This is a genomic window from Streptomyces sp. Y2F8-2 (genome assembly GCF_014905555.1).
GTDB classification, from domain to species: Bacteria; Actinomycetota; Actinomycetes; order Streptomycetales; family Streptomycetaceae; genus Streptomyces; species Streptomyces cynarae.
In genome coordinates this window covers 104753-128569 of record NZ_BNGS01000013.1, presented here as the reverse complement: position 1 = coordinate 128569, position 23817 = coordinate 104753, and the positions used below count along the sequence as shown (strand labels likewise).

Annotated in this window: 28 protein-coding genes; 12 read left to right on the top strand and 16 right to left on the bottom strand. The window is 72.3% G+C overall.

Annotated elements, in window-relative coordinates; genetic code table 11:
* Nucleotides 1-8: 8 nt before the first annotated feature.
* The 4 genes from SY2F82_RS34375 (at nucleotide 9) to SY2F82_RS34360 (ending at nucleotide 3347) form a co-directional block, all read left to right on the top strand.
* Nucleotides 9-224, top strand: coding sequence for a hypothetical protein (locus SY2F82_RS34375; protein WP_200422987.1), 216 nt, complete (start codon nucleotides 9-11; stop codon nucleotides 222-224).
* 207 nt (nucleotides 225-431) lie between these two features.
* Nucleotides 432-650, top strand: coding sequence for a hypothetical protein (locus SY2F82_RS34370; RefSeq protein ID WP_200422986.1), 219 nt, complete (start codon nucleotides 432-434; stop codon nucleotides 648-650).
* An 80-nt stretch (nucleotides 651-730) separates the two neighbouring features.
* Nucleotides 731-2620: a hypothetical protein gene (locus SY2F82_RS34365; RefSeq protein ID WP_200422985.1), complete on the top strand. Its 1890-nt coding sequence runs from the start codon at nucleotides 731-733 to the stop codon at nucleotides 2618-2620.
* Nucleotides 2621-2672: 52 nt separating this feature from the next.
* Complete coding sequence (locus SY2F82_RS34360; protein ID WP_200422984.1) at nucleotides 2673-3347, top strand: hypothetical protein; 675 nt, start codon at nucleotides 2673-2675, stop codon at nucleotides 3345-3347.
* A gap of 173 nt (nucleotides 3348-3520) precedes the next feature.
* On the opposite strand, the gene SY2F82_RS34355 is transcribed toward SY2F82_RS34360, so the two are convergent.
* Nucleotides 3521-3991, bottom strand: coding sequence for a peroxiredoxin (locus tag SY2F82_RS34355; protein ID WP_236041964.1), 471 nt, complete (start codon nucleotides 3989-3991; stop codon nucleotides 3521-3523).
* A 358-nt stretch (nucleotides 3992-4349) separates the two neighbouring features.
* Between SY2F82_RS34355 and SY2F82_RS34350 the strand changes: the two genes are divergently transcribed.
* Nucleotides 4350-5168, top strand: a complete 819-nt coding sequence (locus SY2F82_RS34350) for an SAM-dependent methyltransferase (protein ID WP_200422983.1) — start codon at nucleotides 4350-4352, stop codon at nucleotides 5166-5168.
* Nucleotides 5169-5231: 63 nt separating this feature from the next.
* On the opposite strand, the gene SY2F82_RS34345 is transcribed toward SY2F82_RS34350, so the two are convergent.
* Complete coding sequence (locus SY2F82_RS34345; protein WP_200422982.1) at nucleotides 5232-6152, bottom strand: helix-turn-helix transcriptional regulator; 921 nt, start codon at nucleotides 6150-6152, stop codon at nucleotides 5232-5234.
* A 98-nt stretch (nucleotides 6153-6250) separates the two neighbouring features.
* A complete protein-coding gene (locus SY2F82_RS34340) occupies nucleotides 6251-6481 on the bottom strand; it encodes a DUF397 domain-containing protein (protein WP_200422981.1) in 231 nt (76 codons plus the stop codon).
* Between the two features lie 202 nt (nucleotides 6482-6683).
* Here SY2F82_RS34340 and SY2F82_RS34335 point away from each other — a divergent pair, with 202 nt between their 5' ends.
* The 3 genes from SY2F82_RS34335 (at nucleotide 6684) to SY2F82_RS34325 (ending at nucleotide 8292) form a co-directional block, all read left to right on the top strand.
* Nucleotides 6684-7157, top strand: coding sequence for a hypothetical protein (locus SY2F82_RS34335; protein WP_236041963.1), 474 nt, complete (start codon nucleotides 6684-6686; stop codon nucleotides 7155-7157).
* A 273-nt stretch (nucleotides 7158-7430) separates the two neighbouring features.
* Entirely contained in the window at nucleotides 7431-7940 is a 510-nt protein-coding gene (locus SY2F82_RS34330; RefSeq protein ID WP_236041962.1) for an ATP-binding protein, read from the top strand.
* A gap of 61 nt (nucleotides 7941-8001) precedes the next feature.
* Nucleotides 8002-8292: a hypothetical protein gene (locus SY2F82_RS34325; protein WP_200422980.1), complete on the top strand. Its 291-nt coding sequence runs from the start codon at nucleotides 8002-8004 to the stop codon at nucleotides 8290-8292.
* A 93-nt stretch (nucleotides 8293-8385) separates the two neighbouring features.
* On the opposite strand, the gene SY2F82_RS34320 is transcribed toward SY2F82_RS34325, so the two are convergent.
* From SY2F82_RS34320 to SY2F82_RS34285, 8 genes are all read right to left on the bottom strand, one after another.
* Nucleotides 8386-8817, bottom strand: a complete 432-nt coding sequence (locus SY2F82_RS34320; RefSeq protein ID WP_200422979.1) for an ATP-binding protein — start codon at nucleotides 8815-8817, stop codon at nucleotides 8386-8388.
* A gap of 108 nt (nucleotides 8818-8925) precedes the next feature.
* The gene (locus SY2F82_RS34315) at nucleotides 8926-10692 is read right to left on the bottom strand and encodes a PP2C family protein-serine/threonine phosphatase (RefSeq protein WP_200422978.1); all 1767 of its coding nucleotides are present in this window, start codon (nucleotides 10690-10692) and stop codon (nucleotides 8926-8928) included.
* A complete protein-coding gene (locus tag SY2F82_RS34310) occupies nucleotides 10689-11759 on the bottom strand; it encodes an ATP-binding SpoIIE family protein phosphatase (RefSeq protein WP_200422977.1) in 1071 nt (356 codons plus the stop codon). Before SY2F82_RS34310 ends, SY2F82_RS34315 begins: the two co-directional genes overlap by 4 nt.
* Nucleotides 11756-12151: an anti-sigma regulatory factor gene (locus SY2F82_RS34305; protein ID WP_200423130.1), complete on the bottom strand. Its 396-nt coding sequence runs from the start codon at nucleotides 12149-12151 to the stop codon at nucleotides 11756-11758. Before SY2F82_RS34305 ends, SY2F82_RS34310 begins: the two co-directional genes overlap by 4 nt.
* Before the next feature lie 47 nt (nucleotides 12152-12198).
* Entirely contained in the window at nucleotides 12199-12618 is a 420-nt protein-coding gene (locus SY2F82_RS34300) for an STAS domain-containing protein (protein WP_200422976.1), read from the bottom strand.
* The gene (locus SY2F82_RS34295; RefSeq protein WP_200422975.1) at nucleotides 12615-13514 is read right to left on the bottom strand and encodes an STAS domain-containing protein; all 900 of its coding nucleotides are present in this window, start codon (nucleotides 13512-13514) and stop codon (nucleotides 12615-12617) included. Before SY2F82_RS34295 ends, SY2F82_RS34300 begins: the two co-directional genes overlap by 4 nt.
* Nucleotides 13515-13870: 356 nt before the next feature.
* Entirely contained in the window at nucleotides 13871-14248 is a 378-nt protein-coding gene (locus tag SY2F82_RS34290) for an anti-sigma factor antagonist (RefSeq protein WP_374707229.1), read from the bottom strand.
* 368 nt (nucleotides 14249-14616) lie between these two features.
* Nucleotides 14617-15810, bottom strand: coding sequence for a hypothetical protein (locus SY2F82_RS34285; RefSeq protein ID WP_200422974.1), 1194 nt, complete (start codon nucleotides 15808-15810; stop codon nucleotides 14617-14619).
* Between the two features lie 237 nt (nucleotides 15811-16047).
* Between SY2F82_RS34285 and SY2F82_RS34280 the strand changes: the two genes are divergently transcribed.
* Entirely contained in the window at nucleotides 16048-16347 is a 300-nt protein-coding gene (locus tag SY2F82_RS34280) for a DUF5133 domain-containing protein (protein WP_200422973.1), read from the top strand.
* Here SY2F82_RS34280 and SY2F82_RS34275 read toward each other — a convergent pair.
* Together SY2F82_RS34275 and SY2F82_RS34270 are read right to left on the bottom strand one after the other, a co-directional pair.
* Entirely contained in the window at nucleotides 16336-16542 is a 207-nt protein-coding gene (locus SY2F82_RS34275; RefSeq protein ID WP_200422972.1) for a hypothetical protein, read from the bottom strand. The two genes, SY2F82_RS34280 and SY2F82_RS34275, sit on opposite strands and share 12 nt — an antisense overlap.
* Before the next feature lie 170 nt (nucleotides 16543-16712).
* On the bottom strand, nucleotides 16713-18146 hold the full coding sequence (locus SY2F82_RS34270) for an alginate lyase family protein (protein WP_200423128.1): 1434 nt from the start codon (nucleotides 18144-18146) through the stop codon (nucleotides 16713-16715).
* A 227-nt stretch (nucleotides 18147-18373) separates the two neighbouring features.
* On the opposite strand from SY2F82_RS34270, the gene SY2F82_RS34265 reads away from it, so the two are divergent.
* Together SY2F82_RS34265 and SY2F82_RS34260 are read left to right on the top strand one after the other, a co-directional pair.
* Nucleotides 18374-18859 (top strand): Lrp/AsnC family transcriptional regulator, encoded by a 486-nt coding sequence (locus tag SY2F82_RS34265; protein ID WP_200423127.1) that lies wholly within the window; start codon nucleotides 18374-18376, stop codon nucleotides 18857-18859.
* A 228-nt stretch (nucleotides 18860-19087) separates the two neighbouring features.
* Nucleotides 19088-19522, top strand: a complete 435-nt coding sequence (locus tag SY2F82_RS34260) for a DUF2000 domain-containing protein (protein WP_236041960.1) — start codon at nucleotides 19088-19090, stop codon at nucleotides 19520-19522.
* 19 nt (nucleotides 19523-19541) lie between these two features.
* Here SY2F82_RS34260 and SY2F82_RS34255 read toward each other — a convergent pair whose 3' ends face one another.
* Complete coding sequence (locus SY2F82_RS34255) at nucleotides 19542-20339, bottom strand: N-formylglutamate amidohydrolase (RefSeq protein ID WP_200422970.1); 798 nt, start codon at nucleotides 20337-20339, stop codon at nucleotides 19542-19544.
* Between the two features lie 64 nt (nucleotides 20340-20403).
* A complete protein-coding gene (locus SY2F82_RS34250) occupies nucleotides 20404-21270 on the bottom strand; it encodes a fructosamine kinase family protein (RefSeq protein ID WP_200422969.1) in 867 nt (288 codons plus the stop codon).
* A 230-nt stretch (nucleotides 21271-21500) separates the two neighbouring features.
* Between SY2F82_RS34250 and SY2F82_RS34245 the strand changes: the two genes are divergently transcribed.
* Nucleotides 21501-22361: a polysaccharide pyruvyl transferase family protein gene (locus SY2F82_RS34245; RefSeq protein ID WP_236041959.1), complete on the top strand. Its 861-nt coding sequence runs from the start codon at nucleotides 21501-21503 to the stop codon at nucleotides 22359-22361.
* A gap of 242 nt (nucleotides 22362-22603) precedes the next feature.
* Here SY2F82_RS34245 and SY2F82_RS34240 read toward each other — a convergent pair whose 3' ends face one another.
* A complete protein-coding gene (locus SY2F82_RS34240; RefSeq protein ID WP_200422968.1) occupies nucleotides 22604-23611 on the bottom strand; it encodes a Ppx/GppA family phosphatase in 1008 nt (335 codons plus the stop codon).
* Nucleotides 23612-23817 lie beyond the last annotated feature (206 nt).

The window sequence follows — 23817 nt, the reverse complement described above, 5'->3', positions numbered from 1 at the left end:
AATCGACCATGATGGATCCGCGTGAGCTGGACGCCGAGTCCGCCGAGCTGCTGCCGGGCCGGGAGGCCCTGGGCCGGCTGAAGTTCAGCTTCGGCAAGACGGTGAACGTCACCAAGCACGTCGCCAACGTCTCCGCGCACAACGAGTCGGCCGCGCTCAACGACCACTCGTCGTGGTCGGTGGCGGACTCCGGCGCCGCCCAGTCCATCAACATCACCCAGTGATCCGGTGCCGCACGGCCCGGCGCCCCGGCACCGTGCGGCACCCGGTACCGCCGCGGCGACACCTCACCACACCTCCGCTCGCCGCGGCGGTACCTCCACCGGGCGGCAACACCTGACGTTTTGTCACCCCACATCGGCCGGGCGGCGATCCACGTCCGCCCGGCCCCACCACGCCGTACAACGCACGTCTTCGAGAAAGGACACGCCATGAGCATGAACGCCCACGAGCTGGACGCCGAGACCGCCGAGCTGCTGCCGGGCCGGGAGGCCCTGGGTCGGCTGAAGTTCAGCTTCGGCAAGACGGTGAACGTCACCAAGCACGTCGCCAACGTCTCCGCGAGCAACCAGTCGGCCGCGCTCAACGACCACTCCGCGTGGTCGGTCGCCGAGTCCCAGGCCACGCAGTCCATCACCATCCACCAGTAACCCCCGCACCACGAGGGCACGTTCCGCGGACCGCGCCGGAGGGCAGGCGCGGTCCGCACCCGGGGGGAGGAAAGGCGCACATGACGCTGCTGGGGGACAACGCCGCGGCACTGTACGACACCGGACCGGTGCCGGGGCCCGGGGGAATCCCGGTGACGTACGAGCAGGTCGCCACCGGCGACCTCCCCGTCGTCGGCCCGGAGAAGCCGCTCGTACCGCGGCTGAGCGCTGGGCTCCAACTGCACGGCGAGTACCAGGGATCGGGGTTCACCGAGCCCAGGTACATCGCCCGTCGCGGGGACGGGCAGGTAGTGCAGCTCACACGCCTGCTGCATCTGGTCGCGTCGTCGATCGACGGCGGCCGCGACCTCGAGACGATCGCCCACCGGGTCAGCGCCCGGTTCGGACGCGAGGTCAGCGCGGACAACATCCGCTATCTGATCGAGAACAAGCTGGAGCCACTCGGCGTGACGGTCCCCGAGGGTCAGGAGGACGACCAGGTCTCCGCGCCCCGGTCGGACCTGCTCCTCGCGCTCAAGGGCCACCGCGTCCTGTTCAACGAGCGGCGCGTGGCCAAGATCGCCGGCGCGCTCGCCTGGCTGCACCGCCCCCTGGTCGTGGCGGCCGTCCTCGTGGGCGTCGCCGTCCTGGACGTGTGGCTGTTCGTGTTCTTCGGCGCGATCACCCCCGTGCTGCAGGTGCTGGACCAACCGGTCCTGCTGCTCGTCGTGTTCGTGCTGACCGTGGCCTCTCTGGTGTTCCACGAGTTCGGCCACGCCTCCGCCTGCCGCTACGGCGGCGCCCGGCCCGGCTGCATCGGCTGCGGGCTGTTCCTGATCTGGCCCTCGATGTACACGGACGTCACCGACGTCTATCGGATCGGCAGGGGCGGCCGGCTCCGCACCGACCTCGGCGGCGTCTACTTCAACGTCGTGTTCATGCTGGCCATGGCCGGCGCCTACGCCCTGAGCGGCCAGGCGTTCTTCCTGGCCGCCGTCTATCTCGGCCACTTCGAGATCCTCGAACAGCTCATGCCGGCCGTACGCCTCGACGGCTACTACATCCTCGGCGACCTCGCCGGAGTCCCCGACCTCTACGGCAAGATCAAGCCGATCCTGCTGGGCATGGTCCCGGGGGCCGCGGGGCGCAGGGCCCGTGCCGAGGTCGCCGCGCTCAAGAAGTCCGCGCGGGCCATCGTCGCCACCTGGGTGCTCACGATGGTGCCGCTGATCATCGGCGAACTCGGCTACGCGCTGTGGAACCTGCCCCGGATCACCACCACGATGATCCGCTCGCTGGCCGAGCAACTCCTCGGCACCGGCGGCGCGTTCGCACACGGACAGATCGCGGCGGGCCTGATGGGCGTGGTCGGCTGCGTCATGCTGCTGTGCCCGATGGCCGGCGTGGTCTATCTGTCGGTGAAGCTCGGCGGGCGCCTGTGGCGGGGAGGCGCGAAGACGACGGCAGGCCGGCCACGGCTGCGCCTGGCACTGTGCGCCCTGGTGCTGGTCGGCCTCGGCGGCCTGAGCTATGCCTGGGTCTCGGGTCTGACCCCGCGCCCGCTGCCGAAGCAACCGCCGATCGCCCCGATCCTGCAGCCCGGCGTGTCCACGTCGCCCCCGCCCGCCCGGCACGCCACGCTCCCGGACCGGAACAGCGCGACACCCTCGGCCACGGCCACCACCGTGCCGTCCGGCACGGCGTCCCCCAACGCCTCGGCCGATCCCTCGGACACGGCCGGCCCGTCGACTTCGGCGAGTCCGCACCCGAGCGACTCCAAGGCGTCACCGCACGGCACGGCCGGTGGGCCGTCCGGCAGCCCCGTCGCGAGCGGGCAGCCGCCCACCTCCGCCCCAGCGGTGCCCGGCTCCGGCTCCCCGTCCGCACCGTCGTCCCCGGCCGACAGCCCGTCCGCGCCGGTCAGTTCGAGCGCGCCGCCGGCCGGATCGCCGTCGCCCACCGCCTCTTGATCGCCCCGGCCAGGGCCCGGGGTCCAACGACACCACTCCAGCGGGAGACCATATGAACCAGCACCGCAAAGCCCGTCCCCAATCCGCCCTCACCAGGCGCGCCGTCCGCGTCGGGCTGTTCGCCGCCGGGGCGGCCGGACTCGCGACTGCCGTCCCGGCCCAGGCGGCGACCGGGATGCCGCACCACAGCGCGGTCGCCACCGACGAGACGTTCAGCCACGCCGATTTCCGGCATCACACACAGGCCAGGGACTCCTTCACCGTGCGCCAGCTCGGCACGGTCGACGCCGCGAGCGTACGCAACCAGGCGAACGCCGTCGGGGTGGGCTGCTCGGTCGACGACCACTGCCGGTCGGTCGCGCTGTCCTTCCAGATCGTCACGATGGCCGGGGAGCACATGCATCTCACCGCGGTCAACCGGGGCGACGCGGTCAACGAGCACTGCGACGGCTGCCAGACCCTCGCCGGGGCCTACCAGTTCGTCGTCTCCACCCCCCGCCCCTTCACGCTGGACCAGGGGACTCAGCGGCGGCTCGGCGACATCCACCGGCGGCTGGACGCGCTGACCCGCTCGAACCTGCCGGCCACCGACCTCAAGACGCGCGCCGACGCCCTGGCCGCCGAGGTGAACACCGTGCTGCGCGACGCGGTCGCCAACGCCCCCAAGGGCGATGAGCGACCCACCGTCACCCTCCACCGCCACCTGGACGGCTGGCCCGCCCACTGACCGGGCCGGCCCGGGCCCGCCGCCCCGAACCACGGGGCGGCGGGCCTTCTCCAGGCCGGCCAGGGGCGGCGTGCCGATCCGGCCCGCACGCGGACCGGCCCGGGCCACTCGCTGCCGAGCGGTCCGGGCCGGTCGAACACCATGCGGTGCCTCGCGGGTCGACGCACCGGCCGTCAGCTGCTGCGGGCACGCAGCGCTGCCAGCGCACGGTCGGCGTGCGCGCTCATGCGCAGTTCGCTGCGCACCACCTCCAGGATGGTGCGGTCCTGGTCGATGACGAAGGTGACGCGCTTGGTGGGAGCCAGGGAGAAACCCCGCCTGACCCCGAACCGCTCCCGAACGGTGCCGTCCGCGTCCGACAGCAACGGGAAGCCGAGCGTGTGGCGTCCGGCGAACTCCTGCTGCCGGTCGACCGCATCCCCGCTGACACCGACCGGTCGCGCACCGACGGCCGCGAACTCGGCGGCCAGGTCCCGGAAATGGCACGCCTCGGCGGTGCAACCCGGGGAGAGGGCGGCGGGGTAGAAGAACAGCACGACCGGCCCGTCGGCGAGGAGTTCGTCGAGGCGTCGCTTCGTGTTCGTCTCGTCCAGCAGAGTGAAGTCCTCCACCTTGGCGCCCACGTCGACACGACCCGCCGTCACTGGATCTCCTCGTCCTCGCCGATGCAGGCGCCCGTCCCCAGGGCCCGTCCGGGCTGATCCTACGGGGACGGTCCATCGGGCGCGCGGCGGGGTCCACTGCTGTCGGCGCCGAGGCCGCGCCGGGGCGGTGACCTCGAAAGGCCGGGTCTCCAGGTCGGCGACCGGCTGCACCTCAACCGGGAGGGATGCCGCGCACTGGCCACGGCAGTCCCTGCTGCCCTCTTCCGTAACACGGGGGAGCGGTAGCGGAGTTGGCGTCGTGTCCATCGTTCGGGGACTGGCACCGGTGAACACCGGTTCCCTAGGATGGTGTGCCCGCCGAGCCGGTTCGACGGCGCGGCCCGGATCTGGGGGAACGATGCAGTCTGGCAGGCAGTTGTCCACGTCGATCGACGCCACGGTGCCGACGGCCGCCCGTATGTACGACTACTACCTGGGCGGCAAGGACAACTACGCGGCCGACCGGGCCGCGTGTGAAGAACTCGACAAGGTCGTACCCAGCACGCGGGCGCTCGCGTTGAACAACCGGCGGTTCCTGCAGCGGGTCGTGCGGACGCTGGCGCAGGAGTACGGCATCCGCCAGTTCCTCGACCACGGATCCGGACTGCCCACCCAGGACAACGTCCACCAGGTCGCCCAGCGCATCGACCCGACCTCGCACGTCGTGTACGTCGACAGCGACCCCATGGTCCTGGTGCACGGCCGTGCCCTGCTGGAGCAGGACGAGCGCACCGTCGTGATCCAGGCCGACATGAGGGACACCGATACGATCTTCACCCACCCGGAGACCCGACGCCTGATCGACTTCTCGCAGCCGGTCGCCGTGCTCTTCAACTCGGTGATGCACTGCATCCCGGACAGCGAGACCGACGGACCGCCCGCCCTGGTCCGCCGGGTGGCCGAGCGGCTCGTGCCCGGCAGCTTCATGGTGATGTGCCAGCTCGTCAGCGAGGACGCCCAAGTCCGGGACTTCGTCACCGACTTCATGGACCAGGCCACCCAGGGACACTGGGGGCGGGTGCGCCAGGAGAAGGACGTGGAGGCCTGGTTCGACGGCATGGACATCCTGGAGCCCGGTCTGGTGGAGGTCTCCACCTGGCGGCCGGACTCCGAGGTCGCGCCCAGGCAACTCACCCAAGAGTGGATCGAGTTCGGGGGAGTGGGACGCATCCGCTGAACGGGCCACCCACACCGTGGCGTCCGCCGGCGCCCACGCCACCGGTCACCCCGCCGGGAAACGTCAGCCGGCCGGGTAACGCTCCCGAAGCGTCCTGCGCAACAGGGCGAGTGACTCACGCGGGTTGAGGGCCTCGTCGGCGAGCCGGTCCAGTACGACCCGGTACTCCTCCGTCTCGTCCGGGTCCTCCAGGAAGTTGGCGCTCCTGATGTGCTCCAGGTAGACGATGTCCTGCAGGTCCGCGCCACCGAAGCGCAGATAGGTGACCGGTATCGCCGGGGCCGACGCGTTGGTCACGTCCAACGGCACGACCTGTACGGTCACATGCGGACGCTGCGCCATCTCGACCAGGTGCTCGAGCTGCTCGCGCATCACCTCGCGGCCGCCCAGCACCCGCATCAGCACCGACTCGTCGACGACGGCCCACAGCCGAGGAGCGTCCGGACGCGACAGCAGCTCCCGTCGCCGCATCCGCAGCTCCACCCGGCGCTCCACCTCGGCGGCCGACGCCGTCGGCAGACCGCGCTCCACCACGGCCCGGGTGTAGGCCGGCGTCTGCAACAGCCCGGGTACGTACTGGATCTCGAAGGTACGGATCGCGGTGGCCGCCTCCTGAAGCCCGACCAGGCGGTCGAACCACTCGGGCATCAGCCGCTTGTCGTAACGCTGCCACCATCCCGGCTCACCGGCCCGCCGCAGCAACTGGACCAGGACCGAGGCCTCGTGGTCATCGGCCTGGTACAGCCGCAGCAGCGCATGGACGTCCTCTTCCGTGGGCGGCCTGCGTCCCTTGCCCGCCTCGATGCGCGACAGCTTCGCGGGACTGAACCCGAGGGCCCGCGCCGCCTGCTCCTGAGAAAGGCCGGCGTCCTCGCGCATGCCCGCCAACTGCACGCCGACCAGCATCTTCAGAAGAGTCGGAGCGGGCTGGGTCCGGGTGAGATACGGTTCGAGACGGGAGGCGCGGTTCGACGAGGCGGACATCCTGACTCCCGGTCAGCCGACGGACAACAGACCCTCATTATCGCATTCCGTCGCGCCGTGTCGCAGGGGACGGCAGGACCGAACCGGCGGGATCCCGCTCACACCAGATGATCGAACTCCCCGTCCTTGGCGCCGGCCAGGAACGCGGCCACCTCGGCGGGCGTGTACACGAGCGCGGGTCCTTCCGGATCGCGCGAGTTGCGCACCGCGATGGCCCCGTCGGCCAGGCGGGCCAGCTCGACACAGTTGCCCTCGGCGTTGCTGTGCCCGCTCTTGATCCAGCGGGCGTCCAACGAGCCCGCCTGCACTCCGTTCGGCACTGAAGGCACCACAGTCTCCTTCCGTTCCCCGTCGTGCAATTTCCCATGCAATTGCACGACGGTGCTGACTGCGTGGATAATAGCGGCGGCGTCCACCGCTTCACAGACGTCCGCGTGCTGACGTCCCATCAGAGCGGTGCCGTGCCCTAGCAATGCCGTGTCGTAGCAATGCCGTGTCGTTCTTGGCCCCACACTGTCTGCGGGAGTGGAAATGGCCACATCACTGAAGGACCTGGGGCACGTGCCGTGGGACTCCATCAAGGACTCCAGCGGCTCCGCCGAGGCCATCCCGGTCCTGCTCCACGACGTCGCCCGGGGCGACGAGGCCACCGCCCGGGCGGCACTCGGCCGCCTGCGGGAGCGCATCTGCCAGTACGGCTTCGTCGTCGACCAGGCCACGGCGGCAACGGTCCCGTTCCTGTGGGAGCTGGCCCGGCTTCCCCAGGTGACCTGCCGCGTGGAGATCCTTCACCTGCTGAGGAGCATCGCCGACGCCCACCAGTGGGAGAGCACCGCCTCCGCCTACCCCAAACTGCTCAACTACCCCCAGGACTACGTGGGGTGGGAGCGCGCGGCCCGCCGTGCCGTGCACGCCGACCGGGGGGTACTGCGTCAACTGCTCGCGGAGCAGGACGTCGAACTCGTCGAGGCCGCCGCCGAACTCGCCGCCGCACTGGCCGACTGAGGCGTCGGACCGGTCACCAGAGGTCTCCGGACCGGTTGCCAGGGGCTGCCGAAGGCTCGCCGACCCTGCGAACCGGTCGGCCGAGGGCGACAGATCCCGCGCCGAGCATTTTTTCGCACTCATGGCTTGCCCAAGGACGGGTATGCGTGGGGCGATGAACGAACGACACCACGCCACGCCGATCCTCGACACAGGCTCCGAGGCCCGGTGCCGTCCTCGCGACGCCACGGGCCCCGCAGGCCTGCCCGACTCCTTGCGCGCGCGATGAAACCGGTGGACCTTCCCCCGCGGGACGGCGGGAACCCTGGAGCCGCCGACGAGCGCGACATCAGCGCCCCCGTACGCCCGCGGCACGCGCACGCGCCCGACGGCGTGCGGCAGAGCGACCCGTCCCCGCCCCGCGTCCCGGTGACCAGCGCGGCAACGGCGCGCGCGCACGTGCTCGCGGTCGTCCGGAGCCACTGGGACACCGCACCCGTGCAGCCGACCGAGCAGGCCGTCGCCGACCTGCTGCTCGTCACCTCGGAACTGGTGTCCAACGCCATCCGCCACGGGGGCGGACTCGCCGGTTTCGAGGCCGTCCCCACGCGGGAGGGCGTCCGCCTCGTCGTGCGCGACCGCAGCCTGGACATCCCCGCCGTGGCGTTCGGTACCGGCGAGCTTCCCAACAGGCAGGAGCGGGGCGGGTTCGGCTGGCCGTTGATCATCAAGCTGGCGCGCGACATCGTCATCGAACCCCGGGCGGACGGCAAGACCGTCAGCGTGTTCGTGCCACTCGGCTGAACCGTGTTTCCAAGGGCGAAGCGGGGCAACGCGGAACAGGACGCCCTGTGAAGGAGCCCACATGATCGCCGTAGCCCTGCTCATGCCGGTGTCCATGCTGTGCCTCATGCTTGCGCTCGGCAGCTATGAGGAACGCCTGCTCACCCCGGGCGGCACCAGGAAGGCCCGTGGCGCGGGACGCCGCCGGCTGCGCGCCGTGCCCCGCTCCTCCCAGGACGGCGCGGTCGGCGCGGACGGCGCCGCCACCGGGTCCCGGGTCCGCGAGAGGCCTACGGCGCAGAAGGCGGGAGACACGCGGGCCGCCGGCAGCACCGTCCCGGACGGCTCCGGGGCACGGTGGCGGGCGGCCTGATCCCACGAGCCGCCCCGCGCTCACCGTCGGTCGGCCGACGGCACCGCGGGGGGCTCCCGCCCCGGCAGGGCGTGGACCGGAAGGGCCCGCGCCCTACCAGGGCAGGAACACGTGCACGTCCTTGCCCTCCGGCTGGACGACCACGCTCACCTGGTGGCACAGCGTGTGCACCAGGTGCCAGCCGATGCCTCCGCTCTGGCCCGGCTTGAAGGGACGCGGTGCCGGAGGCGTCGTGCTGGTGTCGTGCAGCGTCACATGGACACCGTCGTACGTCGGACGCATCCGCAGGCCGAACGGCCCGGGCGCGTACTGGACGGCGTTCGCCGCCAGCTCGTCGACCACCAGGAGTATGTCGTTCCAGTACTCGGGACTCGTCGGAGGCGAAGCCCGCGCCAACCGTCGCAGAAACTCCTCGGCGGCCAGCCGTGCCCCGGTGACGTCGGGCAGGTCACCGCCGAAATCCGCCACCAGGGCCTCGACCGTCTCGAACGGCCAGGCCTTGTCCCAACGCGGCTCGGTTGCCATGCCGTCCTTCCCCCGGCCGGCACTCCGGCCGGTTCTCGTCGTTCGTCGCGCCGTCGCCCGGCCCCCCTTATGACGGTTGCCAGAAAGCCGGAGGATACGCATCCAGGATCACGGTACGGCCGCCTCCCCGGCAGTCCCGGCGTTCTCGGCAATCTCGTCGTCCACGTGACACAACAAGAGACACACGTCGTCCTCGCCCTCCGAGTCCCTCAGCATCGGTTCGAGTACCCGGTCCGCGGCGCCCTCCAGGCCGCCGTTCCGGTCGGGCACGGCGAGCGTGGACATCGCCTCGGTGAGACGTTCGATGCCCGGGTCGATGCCGTACGCCCGCCGCTCCACCAGGCCGTCCGTGTACAGGGCCAGCGTAGAGCCGGGTGGCAGGGGAGCGGTGTGGTCCTCGATCTCCTGCTGCACCGGAACGCCCAGCATGGCGCCCGGCTTGGCGTCGAGGGTGTGCACCCGGCCGTCGGGCGTGCGCAGCACCGGGGGCGGATGACCGGCCGCGGCCCAGGTCAGCACCGGTTCGCCGGGCCGGAAACGGGCGATCACCGCGGTGGCGTACAGATCCGGCTGGAGATGGTGCAGGAACAGGTGCAGCCGGGTGAGGAGCCGGCCCGGGCTGCCCCCGTCGACGGCGTACGCGCGCAGGGCCGTCCGCAGCTGGCTCATCATCACCGCCGCGTGCAGCCCGTGCCCGGTGACATCGCCGATGACCGCGATCAGGCTCCCGTCGGGCTGCCGGAAGGCGTCGTACCAGTCGCCGCCGATGTTCAGACCGTGGGTCGCCGGCAGATAGCGGGCGGCGAGCTGGAGCCCGGGGGTGGCGGGCAGCTCGGTGAGCAGCGCCCGCTGCAGCGTCTCGGCGATGTCGCGGCTGTGCTCGAAGCGCTGGGCGTTGTCGATCGCGATGGCGGCCCTGCGGGCCAGTTCGATCAGCATCACGGCGTCATCCGGATCCCACCGGTCGCCGGGCGGAGTGAGGGTGATCACACCGAGCGGCACCTGCCGGGCCGACAGGGGGAGGCACAGCAGCGGCCGGGTGGGGTGCAGGGCGGAAGGCGGCCGGTCCTCCACGCCGGGCAGACCGCCCGGTTGGGGCGCCGCGTACTGCGGGCGGCCCGTGCGGGCGGCGAGCACGGCGGCGGCCGGGCGTGGCGCGTGGCTCGGCTCCGCCTCGTCGTCGCCGAGCAGCCACACGTCGGCGGTCCGCGCGTACGTCGGGGTGAGCAGTTCGGGGAGCAGACGGACGATCTCGCCGTGGTTCAGGGACGCCGTCAGCGCCGCGCTGGCGTCGGCGAGGAAGGTGAGCCGGCGGCGCGCCTCCTCGGCCTCCGTGCGCGCTGCCCGCTCGGCGGCGAACAGCTCGCGCTGCGCCTGGCCGGCGGCGTCGAGCTCGGCGTGCAGCGCGAGGACGCCCTGGTTCGTCTGGTGCAGCTCCTCACGGTGGAACGCGACCAGCGCCTCCTGCTCCGTCAGTGCCTCCAGTACGCGCGCGGTGTCGTCGTCGGCGCTGAACAGCGCTTCGGCGAGGTCCGGCGGGGAGGCGCGCACCGCCACCGTGTCCGCCCGGCTGCCCCGTTCCGGTGCCGGAACCTGCGCCTCCCACGTCGGCTCCTCTTGGGGGCGTTCGTCCGGGTCCGGACGGACGGTGACCCACAGCCGTGCCTGCTCCTCGCCCCGCGACGGGGGAGTGGTCCCGAGGACCAGCCGCCAGGCGCCGCCCTTGGTGAGGCACTGGCGCAGCTGCTCGGTGAGCGCGGTGACCAGGCGGGTGCGGTCGACCACGGAGACACCGAGATCGGCCGCGAGCCGCGCGGTGGCGATCCGGGCCCGGGCGGCATCGACGACGGTGATGATCTGCCAGGTGTGGGTCATGGTTCACGCTTCGGCGGGGTGGGGGACAGCACGGTCACCGTGGTGTCGTCGCGGACGGTCCGGGCGGCACTGCTGGCGTCCCGCACGATCACCGCAGCCGTCACCCCGGGGTCCAGCTCCGCGGAGGGCACGTCCTCCCGCAGGGACCACCGGCTGGGCAGTCCGTCGCTGTGCAGGACGAGGAGACAGTCGGGCGACCAGGGCAGCCGCTGACAGGGGATGCGTGTCGGTCGGTGGGCGCCGACTATGCCGGGATGCGACAGCAGGTGCTGCCAGCCACCGCCGGAACGGAACCGGGCGCCGACGTTGCCGATGCCGGAGAACTCCAGAGTCCCTTCTGCGAGGTCGACCTGGGCGACCGCGACGGCGGCGCCCCGGGTGCTGCGCAACACCGTGTGCAGGACGCTGAGCAGCTCCGCCGGCGGCAGATGGGCGCTGTCCCGCAGTTGCCGGACCGCCGCGTCGGACGCCTCGGCCGCGGCCGGGCCGTGCCCCAGCCCGTCGGCGAGGAGCAGCGTGACCCGCTCCCCGAACCTCACAGACGCCCAGGCATCACCCGAATGGGGTCCCGCCAGGGCGATGTTGACGCCACCGGCCCGCACCGGGGCGTGGTCGCGCCGGGCGCGCCCCTGCCGCCGGCGACCGGACCCGGCCCTTATCCGGGCCAGGGCGACGGTGCCCCTCCCGGGCGCGCTGTGCACGTCGAAGTCGTCCGCTATGCGCCGGCAGGTGCCGAGGCCGGCACCCAGCGAGGACGTGGTGGAGAAGCCGTCGCCCAGCGCGGCCGCGAGGTCGGGGATGCCCAGGCCGTGATCGATCGCGACGATCTGCAGCGCCGGCTTTCGGGCGGCCGCGTCCGAGGTGAGGTCCGCGTCCACCGTGTCGATGAGGATGCGACCTCCACCGGCGTGCTTGAGCAGGTTGGTGGAGAGCTCGGTGGCGACGAGCACGGCCGCGGCCGTACGGCCGTCGTCGAACCCCGCGTGGCCGCAGCTGTCCTGCACCGCCACCGCGACGTCCCGGACCCGGGTCGAGTCGTGCACGGGCACGTCCCAGACGCGGGTCATCGGACCCCCTCGCGGGGCCGGGGCGGTCCGGCGGCCCAGCAGATCACGGTGACCCGCGTGCCTTCGCCGGGACGGGAGTCGATCGAGAACTCGTGGACCAGCCGCCGGGCTCCGCCGAGCCCGAGGCCGAGACCGCCGCCCGAGGTGTAGCCGTCGGTGAGGGCGCGCTCTATGTCGGGGATGCCGGGTCCCTCGTCGACGAAGGACAGGCGCAGACCGCGGGCGCGGCCGTTGTCCAGGAAGGCGAACTCCACCTGTCCGCCTCCGCCGTGGACGAGTGTGTTGCGTGCGAGCTCGCTGGCCGCGGTGATCAGTTTGGTCTGCTCCACCAGCCCGAAACCGATCTCGGCAGCCGCCTGCCGCACATGCTGCCGCACCCACGCCAGATCCATGTCCGTGCGGATGGGCAGGCATGTGGTGACGCGGCCCGATGTCTCCGTCACGCGCTCTCCTGGCGTGCTGGACCGTGGGACAGGGGCGTGGACGCCCGTGTCAGCATCCGCAGTGCGTCGTCGGTGTCGAGCGCGGTGCGCAGACCCGGCAGCGTGAGGCCGAGTTCGACCAGGGTGATGGCCACAGCGGGGCGCATGCCGGCCACCACGGTCTCCGCGGCGAGCAGCTTGGCGCTCGCCGCGATCTCGGCGAACACGCGTCCGAGGAAGGAATCGACGATCTCGACACCGGAGACGTCGATGACGACTCCGGTGGCGGAACTACCCGCGATGGCCTCGCTGATGTCCTGCTGCAGCTGTTCGGCGGACTTGTCCTCCAGTTCGCCCTGAAGGGTGACGAGGAGAACGTCGCCGAGCCTGAGTACGGGGACGGAAGCACCCGTCGGATCCTGGAAACCGCCGGTCACCGCTGGCCTCCTCCGTGGCCCGCCCGGTCGACGATCACGGCGCCCAGCTCGTGGAGGGCGTAGGCGAGGGCGTCGGCCAGGCTCGCCCGGGTGAGGACCGAGCCCAGGTCGATCCCCAGGTGCACGATGGTCTGGGCGATCGCCGGCCGGATGCCGGAGACGATGCACTCCGCGCCCATGAGGCGGGCCGCCGCGACGGTCTTCATCAGGTGCTGCGCCACCAGGGAGTCCACGGTGGGCACTCCGGTGATGTCCAGGATGGCGAACCGGGCCTGCTGGGTGACGACGGCCTCCAGCAGGCTCTCCATCACGACCTGGCTGCGGGCGCTGTCCAGGGTGCCGATGAGCGGTACGGCGACGATGCCGTTCCACAGTTTGATGACGGGCGTGGCGACTTCGAGGAGTTGCAGGCGCTGCCGCTCGATGATCTCCTCGCCCGTGCTCAGGGCGGTCTCCATGACGAGCACCCGAAGCGTGCCCAGCAGGGCGGTGAGCGCGACGGCGTGCGATCCGTTCGCCTGCCCGTCCGACCCGGACAGTTCGGCGCTCAGCAGCTCCCTGACCGAGGGGCCCAGGGCCGCCACCTCGTCGGCGATCTGCGACGGCGTCGCACCCGCGCGGGCCCGCGAGGCCGCCATGCGCGTGAGTTGTTCGCGCATCCCCGCGAAGCCCGGGGCCCGGAGATCCTCGATCCGCCCGGAGGCGGCCACCGCGGCGAGCGCCTCCACCAGAGAGCCCGCGGCTTCCACGGCCTCGTCGCGCGACACCGTGAACACCGTACGGAAAAGCGTCTGGTCGGCCCAGCGCTGAGAGATCTGCTCCCGACGGAGTAGCAGGAAGTCCCCCACGACCCGTGTCGACGCTCCTGGGTTCGTTGCCGACTCCTGGTCCGTCACGTCCCTGTCTCCTTCGTACGTACCCTCCCCCGACGGCTGGGGAGCCTGCCCGGAGAGCGCGGTTCCTTGTCGCGCGACCACTGTAATGATGGGAGATCCCCTCGGCACCCGAGGGCGCCACGGAGATCATCCAACGATCGGGGGACCCGACCAACTGCCGTCCGTATAAACGGCGTCGGACCGTTGGAGGCGGGCGACGACGAACACGGAGACCATGCGGGCGGACGACGTTCCCTTCGGAAGCACGCCATTTGACCGGCCGTCAGCACACCCGGCCGTCACCCGCACGGTGACCGGTCTCGCCGGCACACCCGTGGTCCGGCCCGGCGCCCGAGAGGAACGCCCCGCCCGTGAGCCTAGGGCCGGCTCAACGCATCGCCCGTGTCGTCCAGGGCGTCCTGAACGGTCTTGAAGGAGGGGACGGTCAGGCTCACCCCCGTCAGGTCGAGGATCCGCTGGACGGCCGGAGCCGGGTCGATGAGGCCGATCGAGCCGCCGACCTGACGGGTCTCCTTGTAGGCGTTGAGAATGATGTTGATGCCCGACGAGTCCATGAACGGCACCTCCGACAGGTCGAGCAACAGGTGCTGCCGGCCGTGGTGCATCTGGTTGGCCAGGTGGTGCTGCAACTCCGTCGCTGTGTCGACGTCCAGGAAACCCTTCACAGTGACCAGCGCGACATCCTCCCGGGGCATCGTCACATCGATGGACAGCGGGGTCTGCTCAGCCGACACAATGTCCTCCCATCCGTACGGTGTGGCGGGGCTCGCCTACCCCGGGGCGGACAACAGATGCACCGCGATCCGCGCTCCGGAGGTGATCAACATCTCGCTGCCGGAGTGGCACCCGACAGCGAGTTCACGCCCGGGTACCCCCTAAACCTCCGCCTACACCCGGCCCTCACGGATGGGTGACACAAGACGCGGAAAACGGCCACGCATACTTCCCGGGAAGTCGGGCACCAGCATGTCAGACCGCTCGTGGGTGCCCTCCCCCCCGGCGCCTCGAGCCGTCGGCCCCGCCGATGTCTCTCCCCCCGGCACGCGGCGGGGCCCTCTGCTGTCGGCAGGGGGGCCCGCCTGCCGATCCGGACGTCGGGGCTCTACGGCTGCTTCGAGTCCCCGGAGTCGGGCGGCCCGGCCGGGGAGGTGTCCGCGGAGGTCTCCGCCTCGGGGGCGGTGTCACCGTTCTGCGGGCCGGGTACACCGAGCGACTTCACGCCGTCCACCACGCGCTCCAGGGGCTTGGCCAGAGTACGCAAGGAGAAACCTTCCCTCTTGCGTGGCCGACGGGGTGCGGGCAGCGCGCCGGCCTCCTGGTAGGCCGCCAGCGCCTCGTGGGCGAGTTCGGCCGCCTCCCGGTACATGTCCCGCGACTTCGTCATGGCCTCGAGCGCCTCGGCGTAGGCGGCGAGCCGGCGGTGCGCCATGGCCAGTTCCTCCTCGAGGGTGGTCAGATGCCACTGCTCGCGCAGCGCGGACAGGGCCTCCTCCGCGCCCTCGGGCAGGGGTGCGGGCTGCTCGGCGAAGCGCCGCACGGTGTCGAGGAGTTCCGTGGGGTGCGAACCGTCGAGGAAGACCGTGCGGACGCTGAACCCGTTGTCGTCGGCGCCGGGACCGGACGGTGCCGCGGGCAGCACCACGGCACCGCCACGGGGCACCCGGGCCCCGAGGTCGTAGAGGGCCCAGTTGACCACCTGGAACTGCTCCGGTGCGGCCCGGTGTTCCACGACGCGGTGCCTGAGGCCGGGCGGCAGCAGCGGTGCGAGGGGGCGCAGCCCGCGCTCGTCGGGGGTCATCGCCTCGTGGACGACCACGTGGATGCTCCAGGAGTGGCGCGCGCAGTCCTTCAGCAGGCGCCGCAGCGCCCGGTCCTCCGTGGGCAGCGGGTTGATCTCCCTGAAGCGCAGCCCCGGCACCACGTCGTGGTCCCAGGGTACGTCGGGGTCGTCTGGCCAGAACACGGTGGCCGGAGAGGGCCAGTGCAGGTCCCAGGACCGGTCCGCCTCGGCCACCAGCACCCAGTCCTGGGCGCCGTCCTTGTCGTCGGGCGCCCCGACGTCGAGGCGGGCCCGTACGACGACATCGTCCGCGACGAGCCACCGCGCCTCGAAGGCGCGCGCGGGCGCGCCCTCCCGGGAACCGTCGTACTCGGTCTCGTCCTGGATGACCTTCTCGCTCTTCAGCTCACGCAGGCGGCGGCGGACGGCGTCCTCGGCGCCCGGGCCGGGGTGTCGCCCGCGGGCCAGCCACACGGTGTCGGGAGCCGTGGCACGGACGGTGGAGGACTTTGCCATGGATCACTCTGGGGAAAGGGGACAGGGGCGCTCCCAGTATGGTCCGCGCACGTCAACGGCCGGGAGGGGAGGGGTGGGTCGTGATCGCGTGTCGCGCCGTCTTCCGGACCGCCGTGGGGTGGCCGTGGGGGAGAGGAGGGTCGAGATCGCGCCAAAAGCGGGCCGTGTGAGAGGAGTTGTGCATGCTTCACCCGAGACGGGGGAGCCGGGACGGAAAAACGAGAGAAAGGCACGACTGTGCTCGTTCCCGATCCGAAGGCCGTCAGAAGACTGCTGACCCGGTACGCGTCCCTGCGGATCGCGCTCGCCGAGCGGGAGACACCCGAAGCGGCACGAGAGCTGGCGGATGTCAGCTACACGCTGTGCGTCATGACGGCGACCAACGACGTGCGCGACGCCGTCGCCGCCGCCGACGCGCTCCTCGAGGGCAGCCTGAAGCACGCCCCGCAGCAGCCGCACCGGTCCGGAATCACGGCCCCGGGGCCCGGCCCCGTCCCCGGCGCGGTGATTCCGGACCGGGAGTCACTAAGGCAGTAGCTTGTCCAGCGCGGCGTGCCCCTCGGAGGCGAGCTTGCGCTCCGCCCAGGCGAGGGTCCTGGGGGTGATGTCCCGCCCCGAGGCGAGGACCAGATCCTCCGCCGAGGTCTCGAGCGGGCACGCGTGCAGCAGCTCGTCCGGCGTGGCGCGGTCATCGGCCGGACGACGCGACGCATCAGGCTGTGACGTCGACATTCTGTCTCCTCTGCGAGTCGATCCTCCCCTCACCTTTCCCCCAGATGGCGCAGCGCGCATCCCGAGAGGGCCGCGATCGGCGCTCCTCCACGGAGCGTCGCGGGGTGAGCACTCGGCGTGTATGAGGGGACGCCGGCGGTCGTGGGACGGTCGGCCGCCGGCCCTTCGGCTCACGCGCTGTCGCGCCCGGCGCGCCCGCGGCGGCGCAGCAGGAGCAGTCCGCCCGCGACGGCGGTGACGCCCGCGGCGGCGGTCCACGCGGGGACGTCCGAGGAGCCGGTGTTCGCCAGGTCCCTGCCCCGGCCGCCCTGCGGACCGGCCGTGGACGACGGCGCGGAGGGCCCGCCTCCGGCCCCGGTGGCCGCGCCGGACACGGGCGTCGGGGACGCCGTCGCCTCGGCCGTGGACACCCGGTCGCGGGTGAACGTCAGGGTGCCGAAACCGAGCTGGTCGTATCCGCCGCTGTTGGGCCCGTAGTCCCCGCCGCCGCCCTCCGGGGCCGTCCTGGCCGCGATCCGCGTGACATAGGGGGCGTCCAGCCCCCGGCGCTTGGTGTAGTGGTTGGCGATCATGGCCCAGATCGGACGGGTCATGGCCGGATCCACGGCGGCCGCCTTGCTGGTCGTCTCACTGCCGGACCAGATGCCCGGTGCGCCCTTCTTCCGGGTCAGCGCGGTGTAGGGCACGGATCCGCCCATGCTCCACTTGGCCACGTACTGGGCGCCCTTGAGGAAGCGGCTGTCGTCGTACCCGTACAGGTCGATGCCCTGGTTCCAGGCCATCTCGCACACCGTGGCCATCAGTCCGACCCCGAGCAGGGCGTGGCCCTGGTCGCGGCCCGCCTCGGCCCATTCCGCGAGGCCGTCGGGGTGCACCACGGGGATCGCGTTCCTGATCGAGCCCATGCCGTCGCCGCTCCGGAAGTAGGAGACCGCCTGGTCGACCGCGGTGCGGTCGTCGCAGAGGATGCCGACGGCGAGGACGCAGGCCATCGCGGCCAGGTCCCAGTTGGTCCAGTAGTTGCTGACGTAGGCGCCGTTGTGGCTGGTGAGGAAGTCGGAGCTGACCGGAAGGAAGACGGACCGCATCATCTTCTGGAAGCGGGCCAACTCGAACCCGTCGCGCTCGCGCACGAGTTCGGCGGCGTTGGCGAACTGGTAGCCGTACAGCCCGGCCGCCAGGAACCGGTCCGCCGTGCCGTCCAGCGTGGTCAGAGTGGCGGACCAGGCGTTGAGGATCGCCACGGCGGCGTCCGCGTGCGCGCTGTCGCCGCTGACGTGCCAGCGCAGGGCGTTCTGGTAGGCGGCGTGGACGTCGTTGTAGAGAACCCTGTAGTTCTCCGGTGTGCCCGATCCCCGGTAGACGGTCGCCGCCGGGCGGGCGGTCCATGTGCTCTGCGCGTGCCGGTTGGCGGTGAGCTTGGCGAAACCCGCCGTGTAGGGAGCGGCGCCCGCCTTCACCTTGGCCGCCATGCGGTCCAGGTCGGCCTGGGTGTGCAGCAGTCCCGGGTGCGCGAAGGCCGTGCCCGCCGCCGACGCCCCGGGGGCGGGGACGGCGGCGGTGACGGCGGCCGCGCCCGCGGCCGTACCGGCGATCTTCAGCATGCTCCGGCGGCTGATCCGTGCTCTCACGTGGGTGCGTCCTCGGTCTCGTCAGATGGTCGATGCGGACGATTGCGCACAGGAGACGGCCCCGGACCCGGCCGATAACAAAAAGTGGCGCGGCCTTGACGGACCGGAGCACACCGGCGGGTCGAACCGCTGCGGCCAGCAGCCGTAGGGAGATTCCCGGCTGCCGCCGAATTTCGTACGGCATAGTGAGCGGCATGGACATGGACGCACTGGACCGCGCCCTGCTGCGGGAACTGCAGGACGACGCACGGCAGACCAACCGGGAGCTGGCCGCGCGGACGGGGGTCTCCCCGTCCACCTCGCTGGAGCGGGTACGGCTGCTGCGGGAGCGCGGGGTCATCACGGGCTACCACGCGGCCGTGGACCTCGAGGCGGTGGGCCGCCCGGTCCAGGCGCTCATCTCGGTCCGCATCCGGCCGCCGGCCCGCCCCGTGATCGAGGGGTTCCGCGAGTGGGCGGCCCAGCTTCCCGAAGTCATCGGCCTGTTCGTCACCTCCGGAGCGCACGACTTCCTCATCCACGTCGCCGTCCCGGACGTCAACGGCGTCTACGCCTTCGTCATCGACCGGCTGACCGAGCGCCGTGAGGTCGCCGACGTGCAGACCACCATGGCCTACGAGCACGTCCAGCCCCGGCGTATCGAGCCCGCCGCCGGATCCCCGGCGGTCCCGCGCGGGAAACGGTGACGGGCCCCGATCCATGTCCGCACGTTCGACGCCACATCGGATGACTTGCCGCATGAAGTTCACCACTGGCGGTCATGCGGCGGCCGTGGCCTGCAAAAGTTCGACAGTCAAGCGACAGAGACGCACACCTGCCTAGCATTCGCGGCACCAGCCGCAGAAATGCTCAGGAGACAAGCTCATGACCGACGAAAACACGACCGGCTCGCAGATCGGCTGCGCCCCGAGGAGGTGGACCCCGGCGTCTCGACCCGCGCCGCCCGGCTGAAGTGGGTCGTGGTCGTCGACCGGGACCTGCCCTCGGGCCGCGCCGTCAACGCCGCCGTCTGCGTCGCGGCGGCCACGCAGTCCGCGGTGACCGGGCTGCTCGGCGAAGACGCCACCGACGCCGAGGGCGCCGTGCACCCGGGACTGCCCTGGGCCGGCTGCTCGGTCCTGGCGGCGGATGCCGACACTCTCCGCGCCATCCGCGCCAAGGCGGCCTCGTACGCCGACACCTTCGTCGCCGACATGCCGGTCGCGGCCCAGGAGACGCTGGTCTACGCCGACTACCAGGCCACCGTGGGCAAGACCGCCACCGACGACCTCGTGTACTGCGCCGTGAGCATCGTGGGCCCGCGCAACCGCGTCAGCAAGATTGTGGGCAAGCTTCCGCTGCTGCAGTGACCTCGGGCGGGGACGTCCCTCAGGACACCGCGTCCACCAGGGCCGCCAGGGCCGACGCGAGGCGGGGCAGACCGGGGCCCGCGGCACCGCCCGGTTCGGTCATGTAGGTGTCCCGGCGGATCTCCACCATCAGGGCGGTGACCCGGGGCTGTGCGCCGTAGAACTCCAGGGGGACGTACGCCCCGGAGAAGGGGCTGTCGACCCCCGTTCCGCCGAACCCGGCGAACGCCTCACGCGCCCGGGCGAGCAGCTCCGGCGGCGTGTGGAAGGAGTCCGTGCCCAGGCAGACCGGTGGTCGGGGGCCTTCGCCGTGCAGTTCGTAGGGCAGAGGGGAGGTCGGGTAGGAGTGGACGTCGAGGACCACGGCCCGGCCCGTGGCGGCCAGCCTGTCCGCGACCGCCGCCGTCATCGCCCGCGCGTACGGGTGGAAGTAGCGCCGCAGCAGCGGTTCCGGGTCGGTGCCGTCCCCTCGCAGGACCTCGCGGTGCGTGGTGCGGGTGTAGACGGCGCCCATCCCGACGGCGAGCATCTCCTCCCGCTCGTCGGGGAACCGCTCGGGATCGACCACCAGCCGTGACAGCCGGTTGACGAACCGCCAGGGCGTGACGGTGGCGGCCTTCGCGGCGAGGTCGGCCAGTTCGCCGGTGTGCGCGTCCGTGATGTGATCCAGCTCCCGGGCGAGGGCCGTGTCGTCGAGCAGGATGGCCTCACGCACGTCCGCCGGTATCTCCCGCGCCCCGTGCGGCACATGGAGGATCACCGGAGAGCCGTCGGCGCCGGGCAACAGGTCGAACGAGGCGTCGGTGGCGCGGGACATGGCGGCTCCTCCGGGTGCGGTGACCAGGAGACCGTACCCTGCCGAGGAACACGCGTGCGGTGGGTCAGGCCGCCAGGGCCGCGCGGGCCGCCGCGAGCGCCTGCCCCGCGTACCCGCCGCCGAACAGCACCGTGTGGACCAGCAGCGGGAAGAGCTGGTGCAGCCCGATCCGATCCCTCCAGCCGTCCGCGAGCGGAGTCGCCTCCTGGTATCCGGCCAGCACCCGGTCCAGGTGCGGGCAGCCGAACAAGTGCAGCATGGCGAGGTCGGTCTCCCGGTGTCCGCCGTGCGCGGCCGGGTCGATCAGCCAGGCGTGGCCGTCGGCGCCCCACAACACGTTCCCGTTCCACAGGTCGCCGTGTAGCCGCGCGGGCGGCTCCGCGGGACCGGCCACCTCCGGCAGCCGCTCACAGACACGTTCGAACAGCGTCGCCTCGGTGGACCGCAACGTGCCGTCGTCCACCGCACGGCGCACATAGGGCAGCACCCGGTGCTCGCCGTACCAGCCCGGCCAGTCCTCACCGGCGACGTTGCGCATCGGGGCGAGGCCGATGTACGCGTCCTCGGGACCACCGGGCGGCGGGGCGCCGAACGCGGGCGCACCGGCCGTGTGCAGGGCCGCCAGTTCGCGGCCGAAGCGCACTGCCGCCTCGGCACTGGGCCGCCCGGGCCGGACGCGGTCGGTGACAAGCCAGTGCTCGTCGTGACCGTGCACGGCGGGGACACGCACCGCGCCGGCGTCCGCCAGCCAGCGCAGCCCCGCCGCCTCGGCCCGCAGGGAGCCGGGTTCGTCGCCGCGTTTGACCATCACCACCCGGCCACCGTCGAGGACGACCTCCGCGAGCGCACCGGACCCCGGGCGCTCACCGGTCACCGGACGCCCGGTGAACCGGGCCGCCGCGGCCCCGGGTCCCTGATCGGCTTCGGTCATGGCGGGCACCTCGTCGACAGAACTCCGTGAACTCCCGGCCCGCGCCGTACGGGCTCCGAGGGCCCGGACGATACCGCAGCCGTCCGGCGCGCCGACGCGGTGACCGTGAACGCCGGCCCGGGTGTCTGCGAACCCCTGCGGGGATGAGTGAGCACGTGACGAGGGGGCACTCGTGAGGCGTTGTGTGTGCGAGGCATCTGAGGACTCTGCTGACCGGATGGTTCAGCTTTGTGGACGGCGAGGCCACCGCGGGAGATGTGCTGGCCCTGCGGCGGGTCGAGGACGTGCTGCGTCACCAGGGGATCCCCTACGACGTGGCGTGGAGCCCCGGCTTCCGGCCGTCGGCGCTGCACCTGGACGACGTACGGCCCGCCTCCTATTCGCATCTGATCTTCATCTGCGGGCCGCTGCACGGACCCCGGATCGAGGAACTGCACCGGCGATTCTCGCACTGCGTGCGGATCGCGGTCGGCACCTCCGTGCTGGACGCCGACGATCCGGCCGTCACCGGATTCCACCGGGTCCTGCCGAGGGACGCGCCCGCCATGGGCCCCGTTCCCGACCTGTCCACCCACGCGCCGAGCGAGACGACCACGCCCGTCGTCGGGGTGATCCTCACGCACGGGCAGCACGAGTACGGGGAGAGGCGCCGGCACGACGAGGCCGCCGAGACGGTCACCCGGTGGCTGGCCGGCAAGGACTGCGCGCGTGTGGAGCTGGAGACCCGGCTGGACAGCCACGACTGGCGGTTGTGCGCCACGCCCGGGCAGTTCGAGTCCGTGCTGTCCCGGATGGACCTGGTGGTCACCGACCGGCTGCACGGGCTGGTGCTCGCGCTGCGCGGCGGAGTGCCGGCCCTGGCCGTGGACCCCGTCGAGGGCGGCGCCAAGCTGACCGCCCAGGCCGAGGCCTGCGGCTGGCCCGCGCTGGTCCCCGCGGACCGCCTCACCACCCGGCGGCTGGACCACTGGTGGCAGTGGTGCCTGACCTCCGGCCGGGTCGCGGCCCGGCAGGTGCGCCGCGAGTTCCTGGAGGACCCGGACGACGACAACGCCCCGGCACTGGTGGCAGCCTTGACGGACCGGGCCTGAGAGGCGACCCGGCGTCCGCCCGGGCCGGCCGCACACCGCGGAGTCGTCTGCTCGGGGCGACCCCGTGCACGGAGAGACGGGTGACCCCGTGCACGCGGAGACGGACCCCGTGCACGCGGGGAGAGGGGTCTGGAGGGGTCTTCCCTGTGCACGCCGGGACGAGGGTGCGGCCCTCAGAGCGACGACCGGGCCGCGGAGCGCTCCAGTCCCGCGGCCCGGTCGCCGCCCTGAGGGTGTCCCGGTCAGGCCGTCGGTTCCGCCACGCGCAGCGGGACGGCGGCACCCGACAACGTCTCCTCACCGTCCCGCGCGACCTTCGACCACCAGCCGATGCCGTCCTCGATGGACCGCAGCAGCACACCCTCCCTGACCGCCCACGGGCAGACGGTCACCGTCTCGAAGCTCGCCAGCTTCATGACGGTGTGGGCGACCAGGGCACCGGCCAGGCTCTGGCGGGCCCGTGGCGCGGAGATGCCCGGCAGGTCGGCCCGTTCCGCCGACCGGCGGGAGGCCAGGGCGTCGATGGCCCGCCGCAGATCCGCACGGCGCAACTCACGGTGCACGAACGGGCCGTGCCGCCCCGGCGGCGCCCCGCACAACCGTGCCAGCTGCTGGAACGTGCGTGAGGTCGCCACCGCCGCGCAGGGGCTCTCCCAACGGGCGCGCGTGGCCACGTCGCGCAGTTGGTGACGCACCTTGCGGCGCAGCGCCTTGATGTCCGCCGGGGTGGGCGGATCGTTCTCGGCGAAGAACTCACGGGTCAGCCGGTTCGCACCGAGCGGCAGCGACGCGGCGAAGTCCGGGAGGCTGCCCCGGCCCAGCGCGACCTCCAGGGAACCGCCGCCGATGTCGAGCAGCGCCAGCGGCCCGGACCGCCAGCCCATCCACCGCCGTGCCGCGAGGAACGTCAGCTCCGCCTCCACCTCGCCGGGCAGCGTGCACAGGGCCACACCCGTCCGGCCGCGCACCGCCTCCAGGACCTCCCGCCGGTTGGGCGCGGCGCGCACCACCGCGGTCGCGAAAGCCAGGGGCGGCCCCGACCCCCACCGCTCGGCCGTCGCGGCGGCCTCGGCGACCGACTGGGCCAGTTGCTCCACCGCCGGGTCCGCCATCCGCCCGTCCGCGTCCGTCTGGTCGGACAGCCGCTGCTTCCACTTCGCGGTGTGCACCGGGAGGGGCACACCGCGCTCCACGTCCGCCACCATCAGACGGATCGTGTTCGAACCCACGTCAATCACGCTCACCCGCATGGCGGCGAAGTACCCCGTTCGGCCCGGGGGATGCCGGGCGGTCCGTCCGGCCGCGCGGGTTCACTCGAACGAGCCGCGACGAGCCGCCGTGGCCGCCACGCGGTCGGCGGTGCGGTGCCCGCGCCCCTGTGGCACGCCCTCACCGCAGGCCCGAGCATGAAAACGACCCGCCGGGGCACTCGACCGGCCGCCGCGCACAGGCGTGC